The sequence below is a fragment of the Candidatus Chryseobacterium colombiense genome (assembly GCA_029203185.1).
GTDB classification, from domain to species: Bacteria; Bacteroidota; Bacteroidia; order Flavobacteriales; family Weeksellaceae; genus Chryseobacterium; species Chryseobacterium colombiense.
In genome coordinates this window covers 2,668,792-2,687,237 of record CP119310.1, presented here as the reverse complement: position 1 = coordinate 2,687,237, position 18,446 = coordinate 2,668,792, and the positions used below count along the sequence as shown (strand labels likewise).

Genomic DNA, 18,446 nt, shown 5'->3' with positions numbered 1-18,446 from the left:
GTTTATTTGGAATGATTCATCATGTTTGCATCAATGTTTACACTTAATTGAGAAGCAACTTTCATACCCAGTTCTATATTGGCTCTGAAAAAATGACATAATTGTCGGTTGATGATTTCATCTTTCTTGGGTCCGTTTATTTCTTTCATGCTGGTTACTATGTTGTTAACCAAATTTTCTCTGTCTTGTGCAGACATTGCTTTTGAATATAATAATCCGGGTTGTGTATAATGGTCATCATCGTTTTCATTTCTGTTGTAGCTTGCTACATGAGCACTGTCAAGCTCATATTCAAAACTTTTATAAGATGAATCAGGCTTAATGTCATCAAAACTATTTGGGAAATAATTCGGTTTATCCTGATAGTGGCTGGAATCTGCCATAAATCCGTCACGTTGATAATTATTAACAGCAAAAGGACATCGGTTTACTTCCAGTTGATGGGCATTTACTCCCACTCTGTATCGGTGAGCGTCCGGATAGGAAAAAAGTCTGCCCTGAAGCATTTTATCCGGAGAAAAGCTGATCCCGTTAATTAAATTGCTTGGAGAAAAAGTAGATTGCTCCACGTGAGCGAAGTAATTGACAGGAATTTCATTCAGTTCCATTTCTCCAACTTCAATTAAAGGAAAATCTTTTTGGAACCATACCTTAGTGATATCAAATGGATTCCATCTGAAATCTCTTGCTTGTTCTTCGGTCATTACCTGTATATACATTGTCCATTTAGGAAAATCACCGTTTTCAATAGCATTACAAAGATCTTCTTGGGCAAAGTCAGGATTTTTACCTGCCATATTTAAGGCATCATCATTTGAGAAATTTTTGATTCCCTGTTTGGTTTTTAAATGGAATTTTACCCAAACTCTTTCATTTTTATCATTGATCATTGAAAAGGTGTGGGAACCGAAGCCATGCATATGTCTGTATCCGTAAGGTGTTCCTCTGTCGGACATCAAAATAAGAACCTGGTGAAGAGATTCAGGATTTAAACTCCAAAAATCCCACATCATAGTGGCGCTTTTTAAATTGGTTTTAGGAACTCTTTTCTGGGTATGAATGAAATCCGGGAATTTCTTGGCATCTTTAATAAAGAAAACCGGAGTGTTGTTACCTACTAAATCCCAGTTTCCATCTTCTGTATAGAACTTTAAGGCGAAACCTCTTGGATCTCTTGCAGTATCTGCGCTTCCTTTTTCACCTCCTACTGTAGAAAATCGAGCAAACATTCTGCATGAATTTCCAACTGCAGAAAATAGTTTTGCTTTGGTATACTGGCTAATATCATGAGTAACGGTGAATTTTCCGTAGGCACCGCTTCCTTTGGCGTGAACGATTCTTTCGGGAATTCTCTCTCTTACAAAGTGAGCAAGGTTTTCCTGAAGAATGAAATCCTGCAGTAATACGGGGCCTCTCGGTCCTACTGTTTGTGAATCCTGATGTTCAAAATATGGGGAACCGTTGCTTAATGTTATCTTTTTAGAATCCATAAATCTATCTTTAGGGTGAGAAATTTTTTGTTGTATTTTAGAAATGTAAAGGTAGTAAATATCAAAATTACTTCAATTTTTATTGCTAATAGCAAAAACATCATATCTTTGTAATAGATAATATTAATCACAATGAACATTCAGCAATTGGAGTATCTTATCGCTGTAGATAAGTATAAACATTTTGGTAAAGCAGCTCAGGCATGCTTCATTACACAGCCTACCTTAAGTGCAATGATACAAAAATTTGAGGATGAACTGGATGTTAAGGTGTTTGACAGAACTACCCATCCTATTCGTACTACGGATGTTGGGCTTCAGATCATTGATCAGGCGAAGGTAATTATAGAGTCTGTCAATGAATTAAAGAACAAAGCGAATCTTTTAAATAATATTTTAGGGGGGACTATTAACTTAGGGATCATTCCTACTGTTTCTTCTTTTATTTTGCCGACGGAAATTTTCGCATTTTTGGAAGAGAATCCAAAAATCCAGATGAATGTGAAGGAAATGACCACGGATAATATTATTAAAGCTTTGAAGGCGGGAGAGCTCGATGCGGGAATTATTTCAACTCCTTATGACTCTGCAGATGAGTTTTATCAGGATTTTCTTTTCAATGAAGAATTGATGATTTATAGCTCCAATACGGAAGCTAATAAGAAGAATTCTTATGTGGTTCCTGAAGAACTGAATGTTGAAAAGGTTTGGCTTCTTGAGGAAGGAAACTGCCTGAGAAATCAATTTGAAAATATCTGTCATCTTAAGGAAAATACACTGAAGCCGAAGAATTTAGATTTCTTAGCTTCCAATATTCAGACCTTGGTTCATATGGTAGATAAGGTGGGAGGAATAAGTATTTTACCTGAATTGGCCTTGAGTCAGTTATCCGAAGAACAGAAAAAGAATGTTTTCAGGTTCAAAAAACCTTTTCCTTACAGAGAGATAAGTATTATTTATTATAAGCCGACATTCAAGCAGAAAATTATTGATGAATTATCACATTCTATCAAAACATCTTTAGATAAAAAGCTTAATTACAACGAAAGTCCTAAAGAATTTGTAAGTATAAAGCCACAGTAGTCTGGTGATATAAATCATTAATTTCAAGAAAATTATAATTAGTAAACAAAAGGTTTGAGTATTAAAAAAATAGTGCTTAAATTTGCCAACGTTTATACACGAGGAGAAATTTGACCTGATTGCAACCTCTATAAAAAAATGCTAAAACAGTATTCTTTTTTAGGCTTTCCGGGCAATATATTTTTCTTCGATTTTTTTAATCTAAATACAATATAGAAGAATATGTCTTATTTATTTACATCTGAATCCGTTTCAGAAGGACATCCGGATAAAATTGCCGATCAGATTTCCGATGCATTAATCGATCATTTCTTAGCATACGATAAAAACTCGAAAGTAGCTTGTGAAACTCTTGTTACAACAGGACAGGTGGTGCTTGCAGGAGAAGTAAAATCAGATGCTTACCTTGATGTTCAGACTATTGCCAGAGAAGTTATTAACGGAATTGGATATACAAAAGGAGAATATATGTTCAATGGAGATTCTTGTGGAGTTATTTCTGCAATTCACGAACAGTCTCCGGATATCAACCAGGGAGTTGACAGAGCTGTGGGAGATGAGTCTTTTGAAGCTAAAGCAAATGCTCAGGGAGCAGGAGACCAGGGAATGATGTTTGGATATGCTACGAATGAAACGGCAAACTATATGCCTTTAGCATTAGATTTAGCACATACTATTCTTAAAGAGCTTTCCGCGATAAGAAGAGAAGATGCTGAAATTAAATATCTTCGTCCGGATGCAAAGAGTCAGGTTACTATTGAATATTCTGATGATCATAAACCAATCAGAATTGATTCTATCGTAGTTTCTACTCAGCATGATGATTTTGGTTCTGAAGAAGAAATGTTGAACAAAATTCGTGAAGACATCAAAAATATTTTGATTCCGAGAGTGATTGCTCAGCAACCTGAGGAAATTAAAGTATTATTTAATGATCAGATCAAATATCATATCAATCCGACAGGTAAGTTTGTAATCGGTGGTCCTCATGGAGATACAGGTCTTACAGGAAGAAAGATTATCGTTGATACTTATGGGGGGAAAGGAGCTCACGGAGGTGGGGCTTTCTCAGGAAAAGATCCGTCCAAAGTAGACAGAAGTGCGGCTTATGCGACAAGACACATTGCTAAAAACCTGGTTGCTGCAGGTGTTGCAGATGAGGTTTTGGTACAGGTTTCTTATGCGATTGGTGTTGCTGAACCTTGTGGTTTATATATCAATACTTATGGAACGGCAAAAGTTGATCTTCATGATGGTGATATCGCGAAAAAAGTGTCTACAATCTTTGATTTGAGACCTTATGCTATTGAACAGAACTTAAAACTAAGAAATCCTATTTATCAGGATACTGCATCTTATGGGCACATGGGAAGAGAAAGCTATGTAGCAGATAAAACTTTCAATAAAGGGCAGAAAAATGAATTGACTCTTAAAGATTTAGAATTCTTTACCTGGGAGAAATTAGACAAAGTAGACGAAATTAAAGCTTCTTTCGGTATTTAATTTTGTTTTTAAATAATATACAGGCTGCTTTATCTTCGGGTAAGGCAGTTTTTTTTAATTTTACACGATAAAAGATTTTAAGATGATGAATGTGAGAACTGCGATTACCATTCTTTCGGTATTTTTTCTGGGAATATCTGCAAAAGCACAATATACCATGCATAAAATGATTAATGTAGGATATGCTTACCAAAATCAAAGTTTTGGAGAAATAGGAGGGAGATTGCTGTTTCTGAAAAATGATGATGTGATTTACCGGTTGGGAGGCTCTGCATTGATGGGATCTACCAATTCCAAGTTTGTAATAATGCCGAAACTGCAGGCAGATGTTTTGTTAAATTTTGAAAAAAATGTGGATTTCTATCACTCTTATTATTTCCTGGCAGGAGTAGAAGGAACCAATAAATACGTGGCTCCAAAAATTGGAGTTTCTCTTTTTGGAATTTTAGATCTTACGGGCGGATATGCTTTTGCTATGGGAAATGCTGGATTAAACGGTAAAAAAATGGAAGGACTGAATATTAATTTTACACTAAATATCCCAACTGTATTCATTCATGATATGTTTAAGTGATTATTTTTAAATTTTTTTGATAAAAAATTAATAATAGGTTAATAGTTATTAAAAAATTATTATATTTACAACATATAAAAATTGTACTGCCTATTGATTCGACTTTACTCTAAAAAACTGTTTTGTATTTATAGTTAAAGCCAGATTAAATATCTGGATATATGCTTGTCTACAAATTTTTTATTATTGAGAAGAAGTTATGAAATCAAAATCGGATAGTTTACTTATTTCCCTTTATCAGAAAGGAGACGAGACTGCGTTATCTACGCTTATTCATCGTCATCAGAGAGAGCTTTTTACATTCATTTTTTACAAAATTAATGATGAAGATTTGGCAAATGATGTGTTTCAGGATACGTTCATGAAAATTATTGTTATGCTGAAAGAAGGACGCTATAACGAAGAAGGAAAATTCATTCTTTGGGCAAAAAGAATTGCCCACAATCTTATTATTGATCATTTCAGGGCAAAATCCAAAAATATTAAGGTTTCAGAAACCACTTTTGAAACCGATGAATATTCCATTTTTGATTTATTAAGAGAGCCTTCGGAAAACATTGAAGATCAATTGGTAACCAATCAGATTCAGGAAGATCTTTTAAAAATGCTTCAGTTTCTTCCGCAAAACCAGCAGGAAGTGATCAAGTTAAGATTTTTTGACGGATTAAGCTTCAAAGAGATTGCAGATCACACCGATATGAGCATTAATACAACGCTGGGAAGAGTAAGATATGCTTTGATTAACCTCAGAAAAATAATGGAAGAAAATAATATTAGTCTTACGAGATAATAAATTTAATTATTTCACGTTTTAAAGAAAACATTTTTCGCCTATGAAAAAAAATGATTCTTTAAAAGTGAAAGCTTTGAAACCAAAAAAAGAAACGATTGAGTTTTTGCTTAGCTATTCGAAAAGTCTTGAAATTGTTAAGACAAAGGCTAAGAATTATCCGATTTCCAAAAATTAAAATTATTAATTTTGTGCTGTATGAAAATTCAGCACATTTTTTTTGATCTTGATAATACACTTTGGGATCATCGCAAGAACGCCTATCTTACAATCAAAGATCTTTTCGCAAAAGAAGAAATTGATTTGAAATATAATATCGATTTTGAAGAATTCCATTCTGTTTATCATGAAATCAATGAAAAACTTTGGGAAGATATCCGCGACGGAATTATCGATAAGGAATACCTGAGAAAACATCGTTTTTATGATACTTTTAATCATTTCAAGGTAGATGATGAAAAGCTGGCGATGTATTTTGAAGAACATTTCTTGGATAAAATCTTAAATCATAATGAACTGGTAGAAGGAGCTCAATATATTTTAGACTATCTTAAAGCTAAAAATTATACGCTTCATATAATTTCCAATGGATTTAAAGAAGTAACGGAGAGAAAGTGTATTTTATCGGGAATTGATGCCTATTTTCAAACAATTACCAGCGCGGATACCGTTGGAGTAAGAAAACCCCGACCTGAAATTTTCGAATATTCTTTAAGTCTTTCTGATGCCACTAAAGAAAATAGTATTCTGATCGGTGATGATTGGATTGCGGATGTTGTAGGTGCCCAGAATTTCGGAATGGATGTTATTTTCTTTGATGTTTTTAATGAAAATAAGGGCGAAAATTTAAAAACCATTAGATATTTATTGGAAATTAAAAATTATTTGTAAAATATTAAGAAATAAATTTATTTTTGAGAAAAATAAATACAAATGTTCTTTTTATTCGGTACAGGAAAATCTACTTTAAAAAATCAATACCCTTTAACAAACTGCGCTTGTCCAAATTGTAAGCAAATAAATACAATGTATGCAGGTACTATTGCCAGGTATTTTCATTTCTTTTTTATCCCAATTTTTCCAACTTCAAAAAATAATATTGCAATCTGTGGTCATTGTAATGCTAATTTCCCTTATCATACGTTTACGGATGAAATGAAGCAAAGCTTCGATTCGCAGTATGGTGTAAATCCGAATTCCAGACCGATATGGCATGGCTGCGGGTGTTTTCTCATTTTAATGGCTATTTTCTTTTTCATTGTCATGCTAATTATTGGCTGGTTCAAATCAAAGGATGAACCTGAGAAACCGGCAGATAAAAGAAAAGAATATTTAAGTGCAGATGTTCATAAAACAACTTTACATCCTTCAATGGAGACCGACAGTACTTCCTTTTATATTAAAGAATGTCTGGATAATATTCTTCAGGATGAACTTGATAAAAATGGGATAGGATACTTCTCAAAACAAAACGGGAATAAAGTATTAGTCATCCTTCATATAGATGATATGAAGAGGATCAAATCTTCCGAAAGACATTATATAATCAGCTTTGTAAAAAAATGCCTTGAATTGCACGATGGGTATGAGGATAAGGATCTTTATATAGGTGTTGATGGCAGATGGAATATGGTACTTGTTTCCACACCAAACGGCTCAGATACAAAAGGAAAGTTTGCAGATGAAACACTTTTACTTCCGTTTTACGATAAACCACAGAACAATATAGAAACTGTAGAAATAAAAAAAGATTCAATCTATGATAATAGGAACGGGAAAAAATAAAAGAGTTGCAGAACATATTAATAATATAAAATGCCCTAATTGCCATGAAAATGGTAGTCTTCTAATGGAGGGCTATCAGGAATTCTTGGTTTTCGGATTACCTGCTTTTCCAACTTCTAAAACGGTACATGTTACCTGCTCTGCTTGTAAGAAATTTTTTCCACCAAGTTCAATAACCAATGAAATGTATCGAGGAGTACAATACATCAAAAGCAAAACAAAGCCAACCATATGGATGTATCTTCTACCAATACTCACTGTTATTTTGGTGTTTTTCGGGTGGATGTCATCCGTAAGAAAAGCTTCTAAAAATATTTCGAAAATTGAGAAAGTAAAAATTGGTGACATTTATACTATCGAAACCGGAGATTTGTATTATAACAAAATGGAAGTTCTATTTTTGAGAGATGATGATGTTATTTTTCATGAAAGTGGGCAACCTTCCACTAAGTTAAAAGAGATTGGTTATATTGATCGCTTCTATGGAGATACGGTGGCTTATTCTAAAAAAGATCTTCTTAAATTAAACAGTGATCATAAAATCGAAGAAATCGAGCATAATTGATAAGCCCCAAACGTTTCAAGATTTGGATTTATAAAAGTTTCGGCGGCACCAAAGGTGCCGCCGAAACTTTTTTTATCAAATAGTAAGGATTAAAGTCCTAAACTTTCTCTTACTCTTTTAATTGTATTCGTTGCAATCACTCTTGTTTTTTCTGCTCCTTCTTGAAGCTTTGCTTCTAGCTCATCAAGGTTGTTCATATAATAAGAGAAAAGTTCTCTTTCCTTTTCAAATCTAGTAAGAATTAGATCCAGAAGCTCTTTTTTCGCGTGTCCATAACCGAAGTTTCCTGCTAAATATTTAGCTCTTAATTCTTCAGTCTGTTCAGGAGTTGCAATCAGTTGATAGATGGCAAATGTTTTATCAGTTTCAGGATCTTTAGGCTCTTCTAAGGTCTTAGAATCCGATTCGATGCTCATTACCTGTTTTTTTAATTCTTTTTCAGGTAAGAAAATATTGATGATATTTCCCATCGATTTAGACATTTTACGTCCGTCTGTTCCCGGAACATATTTGGTGTCTTCCTGAAGTTCAGATTGTGGCAAAACAAAAACTTCACCCATTTGATTGTTAAATCTTGAAGCAACATCACGGGCGATTTCTAAGTGTTGAAGCTGATCTTTTCCTACAGGTACAATTTCCGCGTCATATAGCAAAATATCTGCAGCCATTAGGATAGGATAGGTAAATAAACCTGCATTTACATCCTGTAATCGGTCTGCTTTATCTTTGAATGAATGTGCTAAAGTTAATCTCTGATAAGGAAAAAAACATGATAAATGCCAAGAAAGTTCACAGGTTTCAGGGATATCACTCTGTCTGTAAAAAAATGTTTTTTCGGTATCTAATCCACAAGCAAGCCAAGCCGCAGCAATCTCGTAGGTGTTTTGTTTAAGTTCTTTCGCGTCTTTTATCTGTGTTAATGAATGCAGATTGGCGATAAATAAAAATGATTCGTTTCCTTCCTGTTTTGAGAGTTCAATTGCAGGAATAATTGCACCTAATAAATTACCAAGGTGCGGTGTTCCGGTGGCTTGAATGCCGGTAAGAATTCTTGACATTGTTTAAAATTTATTTTAAAAATTAATGAACTGCAAATTTAAGGATTTCTTCAGCAGATTCCACAGACTTTCACATTTGATTGTACTTTATCCTTTATTAAAGATTAATTTAAACGCAAAGATTTTATTTCCCAGCTTATTATTTTTTAGAAAGCAAAGACAATTCAATTTACTTCGTGAAGCCTGAAAACATAGCTTCATAAAATCAACTTGTTGATTAAATTGGCTCACTTAAAACTGTTTATAATTTGAAATAAAACTTTGCGTCAAAAAAATTTCACAAATCTGCGAGAACAAAAAATTAAGGAATCAAAATCTTTTTTCCTCCGAATTTAGGCTCAACTCCAAAGATTAGATCCCAATACGCTTTGGCTTTAGCGAAATATTCTCTTACATTGGTCTTTAAACCTGCGTATTTATTAACATCTGCCGCGTTATATCCGAAAGCTTCCATTCCGTTTTGTCTGGCTAAGAATACGGCTCTTTCGTTATGGAACTTTTGGGAAATGATCACTAACTTAGTTTGCCCAAAGATGTCTTTAGCTCTCACCACAGAATCTAGGGTTCTGAAACCGGCATGATCCAGAAATATTTTATCTTGTGGAATCCCGTTTTTAACGAGCTCCATTTGCATATCTTCCGGCTCGTTGTAGTCTTTTCTGCTGTTGTCACCACTTACAATGATATATTGTATTTTCCCGCTTTTATATAGGTCAACAGTGGCTTTAATTCTGTTGTAGAAATAGGCATTTGACATTCCGTTGCTTAAATTTTTTCCTGTTCCTAAAAGAAGGGCTGTTTTCGTCTGAGGGACATCTGCCATAGAGTAGGAAACGAAAGTACTACTGTCTTTCTTAATGCTGTAATTCGCCCAGGTGATAAAAATAATTCCTGCAACGAAAAGAAGCAGGAAGAATTTAAATATTGTTTTAATACTTTTTTTCATTGTGTGTATCGTCCTAAAACTCTAAACCATTCGGGAATGCTTTTTTTCTGAAAACTAATAACAAAATTGCTCCTACTGTGATTGCTGAATCTGCTACATTAAAAATATATTTAAAAAATTCAATATGCTTTCCGCCAATTAATGGCCAGCTTTCAGGAACATTCCAGTCTACTAATGGGAAGTGGAGCATATCCACTACGCATCCTCGCATAAAAGTTGAATAGCCATGGCCAAAAGATGTTATTTTTGAAATCCCTCCATAACCAATCCATCGGTCAATACTTGGATCATATACAGTTCCGCTGTCGAAAATCAGACCATAAAACATTCCGTCAATTAAATTTCCGATGGCGCCTGCAAAGATCATTGCCATTGGGATTAGGAGATAATTTGATTCCCCTTTTTGTAACCATTTTTTAAATAGATAAATCATTCCTCCGATCAGACAAATCCTTACAATAACCAGAAAGTACTTACCGATTACTCCACCAAAATGAAGCCCGTAAGCCATCCCAGGGTTTTCAACGAACGTGAATTTGAATCCCGGAAGAACAGAAATGCTGTCATCCAGATTGAAATGAGTTTTAATATAGATTTTTGAAGCCTGATCAATCAATAAAATAAGAAAGGTTACCAATAATATCTTTTTCATTACAATCCTTTTGGTTTATAAGGTTTTCCTATTTTTTCGTTTTTCTTTTCAACGATGTTCTTGATCGTCTTGTTATTGTGATGCGTATTTTTGGTATGGAATTTTTCGAATTTGATATTCATTTCTTTTAAGACACTTTTCAGCGCACTCAGTTCCATTGCATTTTTGGTGTGTACAATAATTGATTCCACTTTGTATTAATTTAAAATTTTATTTTTTGGATAATTCATCAAGCCGTTTTCTGTCTTTTTCAGATAAATCGTTGATTCCATTTTTACCCATTTTACTCAAAAGCCTGTCGATTTCTTTCTCCCTGTCACGTTTATCGGAATTGAATTGGTCATCAATGGTATAATTCCGTTTTTCATCAGGAAAGAATTTGTTTTTAATCCACTCCTTATTGAAAAAGGCAAGAATGGCAATGATGATGATTCCTAAAATTAATACTTGGCTCATGAGGACATATTAAAAATTAGGTTTATAAAGTATCCGATGAATACGATATAAACCCAAATTTATTTTACAAACCGATATGGTTATTTCTGCATATTTTTCGCTTCAATGCTCAATGTAGCATGAGGAACAGCCAAAAGTCTTTCTTTAGGAATTAATTTACCCGTTACTCTGCAGATACCATACGTCTTATTTTCAATTCTTATTAAAGCATTTTTAAGATCGCGCACGAATTTTTCCTGTCTTCCTGCTAAAATAGAATTCTGTTCTTTGCTCAGTGTTTCAGCTCCTTCTTCAAAGGCTTTGAAAGTGGGGGAAGTATCATCAGTCCCATTATTCTGGTCGTTGATGAAGCTTTCTCTAATTAGTTTTAAATCGTTTTCTGCTTTTTCTATTTTTTCTTTAATGACCGCCTTAAATTCTTGTAAATCAGCATCACTGTATCTTACTCTTTCGTCTGACATATTCGTTTCTCTTTTTTAATAAAATTATGAAATGGAATTTGAAAAACAATAACTATATGTTAATTTTTTTCAACATTTACCTTAAAATTAACTTCATCTATTTCGATTTCGTTAAAATTTGAAAGTGAAGATACAATTTCTATTTTATTTGACAAGACTTCTGCAGAAATATATTCTTCATTTTTCTTAATATCCTCCAGGAATGGTGAATTTTCTTCCAATGAAATAGTAATTCTGTCAGTAAGCTCAAAGTCTTTATCTTTTCTCAAGTTCTGAACTCTGTTAATGAATTCCCTTGCGATCCCTTCAGATTTTAACTCGTCTGTTAACGTCAAATCTAATGCCACAGTTGTTTTTCCATCAGAAGTTACCGTCCATCCCGGAATATCTTTTGTTGAAATCTCCACATCATCAAGCGTGATTTCGTATCCCTGAATGTCTAATTTTCCTTCTTTTTCTAATTTTGAAATGTGTTCTGCATCAAGATTTGCAATTTCTCCTCCCACCAATTTCATGTCTTTTCCTAATTTAGGACCAAGCGCCTTGAAATTGGGTTTGATCTGCTTTACAATTAAATGTGCCGCTTCTTCAGCATTGATTAATTGAATTTCTTTTACGTTTACTTCCTGCTTAATTAGCTCTGAAACTGCAGAAATCTGCTCTTCGGTTTTCGAGTCTAAAACAGGAATTAATACTTTTTGTAAAGGCTGACGAACTTTTACGTTTTCTTTCTTTCTCAGAGAGAAAACCATACTTGTAATGTTCTGTGCCAAATGGGTTTTTTCAACCAGATCCTGATCGATTAAACTTTCATCAGCAACCGGGAAGTCTGTCAGGTGAATGGATTCTGCACTTTCTTTTCCTGTTACTTTATTTAAATCCTGATACAACTGATCCATAAAGAACGGAGCAATTGGCGCAGATAATTTGGCAACAGTTTCCAAACAAGTATATAAAGTCTGGTAAGCTGAGATTTTATCATCTGTATAATCCCCTTTCCAGAAGCGTCTTCTGCATAATCTTACGTACCAGTTTGATAAATTGTCATTCACAAACGTGTTGATTGCTCTTGCCACTCTGGTAGGTTCATAATCTTCGTAGAATGCTTTAACTTCTTTAATTAATAAATTTAATTCAGATAAAATCCATCTGTCGATTTCCGGTCTGTTTTCAACATCTTTTTCAGAATAATTGAACCCGTCAACATTCGCATACAATGCAAAGAACGAATACGTATTGTATAATGTACCGAAGAATTTTCTTCTGGTTTCATCAATTCCTTCGATATCGAATTTTAAGTTTTCCCAAGGATTTGCATTTGAAACCATGTACCAACGCGTAGCATCAGGTCCATAGACTGCTAATGTTTCAAAAGGATCAATTCCATTTCCTTTGGATTTCGACATTTTCACACCGTTTTTATCCAAAACAAGTCCGTTGCTCATTACACTTTTATAGACAACTGAATCGAAAACCGCTGTTCCGATCGCGTGAAGCGTATAGAACCAGCCACGAGTCTGGTCAACTCCTTCCGCGATAAAATCTGCAGGGAATGCTTTGTTATTGTCGATCAATTCTTTATTTTCAAAAGGATAGTGCAACTGTGCATAAGGCATCGAACCTGAATCGAACCAAACGTCGATCAGGTCGCTTTCACGCTTCATGGGTCTTCCTGAATCTGAAACAATGATGATTTGGTCAACGATGTTTTTATGTAAATCAACCAAAGCATAATTTTGCTCAGACATATTTCCGATGATAAAACCTTTGAACGGATTTTCTTTCATGAATCCTGCTGCAATAGATTTTTCGATCTCGTTGTATAATTCCTCAACAGAACCGATGATTTTTTCTTCCTTCAAATCGTCTGTTCTCCAGATTGGCAAAGGAATTCCCCAATATCTTGAACGGGAAAGATTCCAGTCGTTTACGTTTTCCAACCAGTTCGCGAAACGCCCTTCTCCTGTTGCTTTTGGCTTCCAGTTAATTGTTTCATTCAGTTCTACCAAACGGCTTCTAAGCGAAGTCATTTTTACAAACCAGGAATCCAACGGATAATATAATAACGGCTCATCTGTTCTCCAGCTGTGTGGATAGGAGTGAACGTATTTTTCTACTTTGAAAGCCTTATTTTCTTTTCTTAATTTTAAAGCAATTCTTTCATCCACAGAAAGATAAGTCTTCAAATCTGCAATGATTGACTTTAAATTCTCTTTCTGAATGTTTAATTCAGTATTTTTTTCGTCTTCGCTAAGATATTCTCCTTTTACGTATTCATTCGCAAAACCATAGATATCATCGCTTACGACAGATAAAAATCTTCCCTGTAAATCTACTAATGGAATTGGGTTTTCGTTTTCATCCAGAACCAACATCGGCGGAACTTCAGGTTGAGCTTCTTTGGCCACTTTCGCATCATCAGCACCAAAAGTAGGCGCTGTATGAACGATACCTGTTCCGTCTTCTGTCGTCACGAAGTCTCCCGAAATTACTCTGAATGCATTTTCAGGATTTTGATAAGGAAGAGCATATTGCAATAGCTGTTCATATTTGATTCCAACCAAATCAGCACCTTTGAATTCTGCTAGAATTTGGTAAGGGATAACTTTTGTTTCAGAAGTGTAGTTCGTAAAATCTTCATCTGTTCCTTCAGCATATTTTTTAGCAAATTGTTTTCCGACTAAAGTTTTAGCTAAAACAATATTGATAGGCTCAAAAGTATATTGATTGAAAGTTTTAACTAAAACATAATCGATTTTCGGACCTACTGTTAAAGCGGTGTTAGAAGGCAACGTCCAAGGAGTTGTCGTCCATGCTAAGAAATGTACATCTCCAAAACCTTGTAAAAATGAAGGTAGTGTTTCCGGTAATGTTTTGAACTGAGCAACCACCGTTGTGTCAGAAACATCACGGTAAGCTCCCGGCTGATTGACTTCGTGTGAAGAAAGTCCGGTTCCTGCTTTTGGAGAGTAAGGCTGAATGGTGTAACCTTTGTACAATAATCCTTTATCATACAATTGTTTCAACAACCACCAAACCGTCTCCATATATTTTGATTTGTATGTGATGTATGGATCATCAAGATCAACCCAATACCCGATTTTCTCAGTAAGGTTGTTCCAAACGTCTGTATAACGCATTACTGCTTCACGACACGCTTTGTTGTAATCTTCAATAGAAATTTTTTTGCCAATATCTTCTTTAGTGATTCCTAATTCCTTTTCCACACCAAGCTCTACCGGAAGTCCGTGGGTATCCCAACCCGCTTTACGGAAAACCTGTTTCCCGTTCTGGGTTTGATAACGACAGAAAATATCCTTCAACGCTCTGGCCATTACGTGGTGAATTCCAGGCATACCGTTTGCTGAAGGCGGACCTTCATAAAAAACAAACTCAGGTTGCCCCTCACGAATCTCAACACTTTTATTGAAAGTTTTATTCTGTTTCCAGAATTCCGCTACATTCTCTGCTACGTCAATAAGGTTGAGGTTTTTGTATTCTTTAAATTGGCTCATTGTAATATCTCAATATCGTTGATTAATTAAGTTGGCAAATTTACTAAAATTTGTCGGTTTATAATATATGTTTTATTTTGATATTTCCAATTAAAAAGTTCTGTTTCAGAAATATAAATACAAAGATTAATTTTCAGTGAATTGTGAATTTTAAATTGTGAATTTTTTGAAGGTTTTTGGTCGGTTCAATTTTGCATTTTTTAATGCTTTACTCTTTTAATTTAATTAAATACATTTGTTGTTTAAAAAAGCAAACAATTGGAATTTTATCCACCCATCGAAAGAGCAACGAGTAAAGAAATTAAGATGTTTCAGGAGAAAAAGCTTCAGGAGCTGCTCATTTATCTTGAAACTCATTCTCCTTTTTATCAGAAACTTTTCAAAGAGCATACTATCAATATTGCAGATATTCAAACCCTGGAAGATTTGCAAAAAATTCCAACAACGGTTAAGAATGATATTCAGCAGAATAATGATGATTTTTTCTGTATCACTCCTGATAAAATTGTTGATTACAGTACAACTTCCGGAACATTGGGAGATCCTGTAACATTTGGTTTGTCAGATCATGATCTTGAAAGATTGGCCTATAATGAAGCCGTTTCCTTTGCCTGTGCAGGGATTCAGAAAGGAGATGTTGTACAGATGATTACCACTATTGACAAGAGATTTATGGCAGGACTTGCTTATTTTTTAGGATTAAGAAAAATGGGAGCAAGTGTTGTTAGAATGGGGCCCGGAATTCCTGAATTACAATGGGATTCTATTTTCAGATATAAACCGAAATATTTGATTACGGTTCCGTCATTTCTGTTGAAAATGATTGATTACGCCGAAAAACATGGGATAGATTATAAGAACTCCAGTGTGTATGGAGCGGTTTGTATTGGAGAAAGTATCAAAAATCAAGATTTTACAGATAATATTCTTTCACAGAAAATTAAAGAAAAGTGGGATGTTAAATTATTCTCAACGTATGCTTCCACGGAAATGAGTACCGCTTTTACAGAGTGTGAGTTTCAGCATGGAGGACATCATCACCCGGAACTGATCATTACCGAGATTCTTGATGATGAAGGAAAACCTGTTCAGGAAGGAGAGAGTGGAGAATTAACGATTACCACGTTAGGAGTTGAAGCGATTCCTTTGCTGAGATTTAAAACAGGGGATATTGTTAAAGCACATTATGAACCTTGTCAGTGTGGAAGAAATACAATGCGTTTAGGCCCTGTGATCGGAAGAAAACAGCAGATGATCAAATATAAAGGGACGACTTTGTATCCTCCTGCCATGAATGATATTCTGAATGATTTTAATGGAATTTTATGCTATCAGATTGTTATTCAAACTAATGAAATTGGGCTTGATGAGATTATTATCAAACTGAGTACGGAAAATAATGATGAGAATTTTGTACATGAAGTGCGGGATCATTTTCGAGCAAAACTCAGAGTGAGTCCAAAAATTGAAGTAATCAATTTTGATATTTTATCTAAAACCGTTTTCCATCCCAATAGCCGAAAGCCTATTACTTTTGTTGATTTGAGATAAATTAATTATTCAATTAAGGAGGAAATATTATTGTTGAATTACTCCTTATTGATAGGGGAATGTTATATTTGCGCAAATTTTAAATAAATCATGAAAAAAGTATTTTTATTGTTCTTTGTGGCGATTGCAACAACCGTTTTTGCTCAAAAGTTTAAAATCCAAAGTGGAGATGCCAAATTCCTAAAAGGAACTGATGTCGTAAATGTCGTTTTTGATTATTCAGAAATGAAACTTATGAAAGAAAACTACACTGAAGGAGAATATATTCCTAAAAGAGTAGAAGAACTTAATAAGAAAACAGAAGGCGCAGGGGATCTGTGGAAAAAGCAATGGGAGAGAAGCAAGGAAGAACTTTGGAATCCGAAATTTATTATGCTGTTTAATAAAGTTCTTTCAAAAGAAAATATTAATACAAAATTGAGGGAAAATACCCAAAGTCCTTACACTTTGGTCGTTAAAGTAAAATGGATTTATCCGGGATGGGATGCAGGCATCATGAAACAACCGGCTAAAGTAACCACCCAGCTTACTTTCATCGAAACGGATTCTAAAAAAGTATTATGTGATATAGAAAGTACAGATGCTCCTGGAGATCAGTGGGGAAGTAATTTTAATAATGAAACAAGAGTAGGGGAAGGATTCGCAAAAACAGGAAAAACTTTAGCTCAGAGAATTGAAAGAGATGTTAAATAATCTTTCATTAAAATAAAAAAAGCGGTCTGAAATTCAGACCGCTTTTTTTATTGTTGATTTTGCTGCTCAAGCTTTTCCAGCTTTATAAGATTTGCTAAATTTTTGATAACAGTATCATGTTTTTTCACAAAAGGATTGTCTTTGTTCCATACATAACCTGCTAAAACAGCGCATATTTTTTTCTTTACTTCCGGATTTTCGGGTTGGTGGAAAAATAATTCCTGAAGATTTCCGGTGTACCATTCTTTCACGTAGGTAGTGAAAACATCTACGCCATATAAAATATAATCTGCAAATTCTGTTTGCCAGTCAACTTTTTCACCGTTTAATTGTCTTAAAGCTAATTTTGCTGCCGTCATTCCTCCTTCAGTTGCAAAAGCCATTCCTGAGGAGAACACAGGATCTAAAAATTCTGAAGCATTTCCTGTTAAGGCAAATCCGTCTCCGAATAAGCTTTTTACCGAGCAGGAATAATCTTTCAGATGTCTTGGTTCAAAAAGAAAATCTACATTTCCAAAACGCTTTACATAATAATCGGAAAGAGAAATCGCTTTTCTCAGGGCTTCTGTCGTGTCTCCGTTTTCTATGAGTTTGTCAATGTATTCTGTAGGTCCTACGATTCCTAAACTGGTATTTCCATTTGAAAAAGGAATGACCCAAAGCCAGACTTCAGTTTCAATAATATCAAAAGAGATCAATGTTCCTTCTACCCCTTCTTCCCTGTTAAGATCTTCTACATGAGCAAAAATGGCGGAGTGGGGAGATAATTTGGAAGGTTTTTCCAAATCTAACAATCTAGGGAGAACTCTTCCGTAGCCACTGGAATCAATCACGAATTTTGCGTGGATTTCTTTTGTCTCGCCATCTTTATTTTTTACAGTCGTTACAGAATCTGTTCCGTTAAACTGAATATCAATAACTTCTGCTTCAAATTCAAGATCAATTCCTTTGTTGATAACTTCCTGAGCCAATGTGTTATCAAAATCGGCTCTCGGAACCTGCCATGTCCAATCCCAACCTTCACCGAATTTATCACTAAAATCAAAAATACAAACTTCGTCTCCTCTTAAGAATCTTGCTCCAAGCTTTTTTTCAAAACCCATTTTATCCAAAGCAAGGAAAAGTCCGGCTTCATCAAAATGATCCATTACTCTCGGAATTAAACTTTCGCCTACAACCAGTCTTGGAAATTTTGTTTTTTCAACAACTTTCACGCTGACATTGTTCTTCTTTAAGTATGAAGAAGATACGCATCCGGAAGGTCCAGCTCCGATTACGAGAACGTCAACAAATTCTTTGTTCATCTTTGATTTTTTATTTTGAT

Annotated in this window: 18 protein-coding genes; 9 read left to right on the top strand and 9 right to left on the bottom strand. The window is 34.5% G+C overall.

Features of this window, described 5'->3' with window-relative positions; translation table 11 throughout:
• Window positions 1-2: 2 nt before the first annotated feature.
• Window positions 3-1,490, bottom strand: a complete 1,488-nt coding sequence (locus tag P0Y62_11975; protein ID WEK68567.1) for a catalase — start codon at window positions 1,488-1,490, stop codon at window positions 3-5.
• A gap of 132 nt (window positions 1,491-1,622) precedes the next feature.
• Between P0Y62_11975 and P0Y62_11970 the strand changes: the two genes are divergently transcribed.
• From P0Y62_11970 to P0Y62_11940, 7 genes are all read left to right on the top strand, one after another.
• Entirely contained in the window at window positions 1,623-2,573 is a 951-nt protein-coding gene (locus tag P0Y62_11970) for a LysR substrate-binding domain-containing protein (GenBank protein ID WEK68566.1), read from the top strand.
• 222 nt (window positions 2,574-2,795) lie between these two features.
• On the top strand, window positions 2,796-4,076 hold the full coding sequence (gene metK, locus P0Y62_11965) for a methionine adenosyltransferase (protein WEK68565.1): 1,281 nt from the start codon (window positions 2,796-2,798) through the stop codon (window positions 4,074-4,076).
• 82 nt (window positions 4,077-4,158) lie between these two features.
• Window positions 4,159-4,650: a hypothetical protein gene (locus P0Y62_11960; protein WEK68564.1), complete on the top strand. Its 492-nt coding sequence runs from the start codon at window positions 4,159-4,161 to the stop codon at window positions 4,648-4,650.
• Between the two features lie 199 nt (window positions 4,651-4,849).
• Complete coding sequence (locus P0Y62_11955; GenBank protein WEK68563.1) at window positions 4,850-5,440, top strand: sigma-70 family RNA polymerase sigma factor; 591 nt, start codon at window positions 4,850-4,852, stop codon at window positions 5,438-5,440.
• A gap of 198 nt (window positions 5,441-5,638) precedes the next feature.
• On the top strand, window positions 5,639-6,331 hold the full coding sequence (locus P0Y62_11950; GenBank protein WEK68562.1) for a YjjG family noncanonical pyrimidine nucleotidase: 693 nt from the start codon (window positions 5,639-5,641) through the stop codon (window positions 6,329-6,331).
• Window positions 6,332-6,373: 42 nt separating this feature from the next.
• Window positions 6,374-7,225: a zinc-ribbon domain-containing protein gene (locus P0Y62_11945; GenBank protein ID WEK68561.1), complete on the top strand. Its 852-nt coding sequence runs from the start codon at window positions 6,374-6,376 to the stop codon at window positions 7,223-7,225.
• Entirely contained in the window at window positions 7,200-7,790 is a 591-nt protein-coding gene (locus P0Y62_11940; GenBank protein ID WEK68560.1) for a hypothetical protein, read from the top strand. Before P0Y62_11945 ends, P0Y62_11940 begins: the two co-directional genes overlap by 26 nt.
• 89 nt (window positions 7,791-7,879) lie before the next feature.
• Here P0Y62_11940 and trpS read toward each other — a convergent pair whose 3' ends face one another.
• The 7 genes from trpS to ileS form a co-directional block, all read right to left on the bottom strand.
• Window positions 7,880-8,848, bottom strand: coding sequence for a tryptophan--tRNA ligase (gene trpS, locus P0Y62_11935; GenBank protein WEK68559.1), 969 nt, complete (start codon window positions 8,846-8,848; stop codon window positions 7,880-7,882).
• Window positions 8,849-9,149: 301 nt separating this feature from the next.
• On the bottom strand, window positions 9,150-9,794 hold the full coding sequence (locus tag P0Y62_11930; protein ID WEK68558.1) for an ElyC/SanA/YdcF family protein: 645 nt from the start codon (window positions 9,792-9,794) through the stop codon (window positions 9,150-9,152).
• Window positions 9,795-9,807: 13 nt separating this feature from the next.
• Window positions 9,808-10,446 (bottom strand): lipoprotein signal peptidase, encoded by a 639-nt coding sequence (locus P0Y62_11925; protein WEK68557.1) that lies wholly within the window; start codon window positions 10,444-10,446, stop codon window positions 9,808-9,810.
• Entirely contained in the window at window positions 10,446-10,637 is a 192-nt protein-coding gene (locus P0Y62_11920; GenBank protein WEK68556.1) for a hypothetical protein, read from the bottom strand. The genes P0Y62_11925 and P0Y62_11920 overlap by 1 nt, the downstream gene beginning before the upstream one ends.
• Window positions 10,638-10,656: 19 nt before the next feature.
• Complete coding sequence (locus P0Y62_11915) at window positions 10,657-10,902, bottom strand: rhomboid family protein (GenBank protein WEK68555.1); 246 nt, start codon at window positions 10,900-10,902, stop codon at window positions 10,657-10,659.
• Between the two features lie 80 nt (window positions 10,903-10,982).
• A complete protein-coding gene (locus P0Y62_11910) occupies window positions 10,983-11,363 on the bottom strand; it encodes a TraR/DksA C4-type zinc finger protein (GenBank protein ID WEK68554.1) in 381 nt (126 codons plus the stop codon).
• Between the two features lie 59 nt (window positions 11,364-11,422).
• On the bottom strand, window positions 11,423-14,878 hold the full coding sequence (gene ileS / locus P0Y62_11905) for an isoleucine--tRNA ligase (GenBank protein ID WEK68553.1): 3,456 nt from the start codon (window positions 14,876-14,878) through the stop codon (window positions 11,423-11,425).
• A gap of 306 nt (window positions 14,879-15,184) precedes the next feature.
• Here ileS and P0Y62_11900 point away from each other — a divergent pair, with 306 nt between their 5' ends.
• Window positions 15,185-16,429, top strand: a complete 1,245-nt coding sequence (locus P0Y62_11900) for an AMP-binding protein (GenBank protein WEK71803.1) — start codon at window positions 15,185-15,187, stop codon at window positions 16,427-16,429.
• Window positions 16,430-16,519: 90 nt separating this feature from the next.
• On the top strand, window positions 16,520-17,122 hold the full coding sequence (locus tag P0Y62_11895) for a hypothetical protein (protein WEK68552.1): 603 nt from the start codon (window positions 16,520-16,522) through the stop codon (window positions 17,120-17,122).
• Window positions 17,123-17,169: 47 nt separating this feature from the next.
• Here the strand turns inward: P0Y62_11895 and P0Y62_11890 are convergent, their stop codons facing one another.
• Entirely contained in the window at window positions 17,170-18,426 is a 1,257-nt protein-coding gene (locus tag P0Y62_11890) for an NAD(P)/FAD-dependent oxidoreductase (GenBank protein ID WEK68551.1), read from the bottom strand.
• Window positions 18,427-18,446 lie beyond the last annotated feature (20 nt).

Bases quoted from the DNA above. Each gene is read 5' to 3' on its own strand.
- P0Y62_11975 (WEK68567.1), bottom strand. From the start codon at position 1,490: ATGGATTCTAAAAAGATAACATTAAGCAACGGTTCCCCATATTTTGAA.
- P0Y62_11970 (WEK68566.1), top strand. From the start codon at position 1,623: ATGAACATTCAGCAATTGGAGTATCTTATCGCTGTAGATAAGTATAAA.
- metK (WEK68565.1), top strand. From the start codon at position 2,796: ATGTCTTATTTATTTACATCTGAATCCGTTTCAGAAGGACATCCGGAT.
- P0Y62_11960 (WEK68564.1), top strand. From the start codon at position 4,159: ATGATGAATGTGAGAACTGCGATTACCATTCTTTCGGTATTTTTTCTG.
- P0Y62_11955 (WEK68563.1), top strand. From the start codon at position 4,850: ATGAAATCAAAATCGGATAGTTTACTTATTTCCCTTTATCAGAAAGGA.
- P0Y62_11950 (WEK68562.1), top strand. From the start codon at position 5,639: ATGAAAATTCAGCACATTTTTTTTGATCTTGATAATACACTTTGGGAT.
- P0Y62_11945 (WEK68561.1), top strand. From the start codon at position 6,374: ATGTTCTTTTTATTCGGTACAGGAAAATCTACTTTAAAAAATCAATAC.
- P0Y62_11940 (WEK68560.1), top strand. From the start codon at position 7,200: ATGATAATAGGAACGGGAAAAAATAAAAGAGTTGCAGAACATATTAAT.
- trpS (WEK68559.1), bottom strand. From the start codon at position 8,848: ATGTCAAGAATTCTTACCGGCATTCAAGCCACCGGAACACCGCACCTT.
- P0Y62_11930 (WEK68558.1), bottom strand. From the start codon at position 9,794: ATGAAAAAAAGTATTAAAACAATATTTAAATTCTTCCTGCTTCTTTTC.
- P0Y62_11925 (WEK68557.1), bottom strand. From the start codon at position 10,446: ATGAAAAAGATATTATTGGTAACCTTTCTTATTTTATTGATTGATCAG.
- P0Y62_11915 (WEK68555.1), bottom strand. From the start codon at position 10,902: ATGAGCCAAGTATTAATTTTAGGAATCATCATCATTGCCATTCTTGCC.
- P0Y62_11910 (WEK68554.1), bottom strand. From the start codon at position 11,363: ATGTCAGACGAAAGAGTAAGATACAGTGATGCTGATTTACAAGAATTT.
- ileS (WEK68553.1), bottom strand. From the start codon at position 14,878: ATGAGCCAATTTAAAGAATACAAAAACCTCAACCTTATTGACGTAGCA.
- P0Y62_11900 (WEK71803.1), top strand. From the start codon at position 15,185: ATGTTTCAGGAGAAAAAGCTTCAGGAGCTGCTCATTTATCTTGAAACT.
- P0Y62_11895 (WEK68552.1), top strand. From the start codon at position 16,520: ATGAAAAAAGTATTTTTATTGTTCTTTGTGGCGATTGCAACAACCGTT.
- P0Y62_11890 (WEK68551.1), bottom strand. From the start codon at position 18,426: ATGAACAAAGAATTTGTTGACGTTCTCGTAATCGGAGCTGGACCTTCC.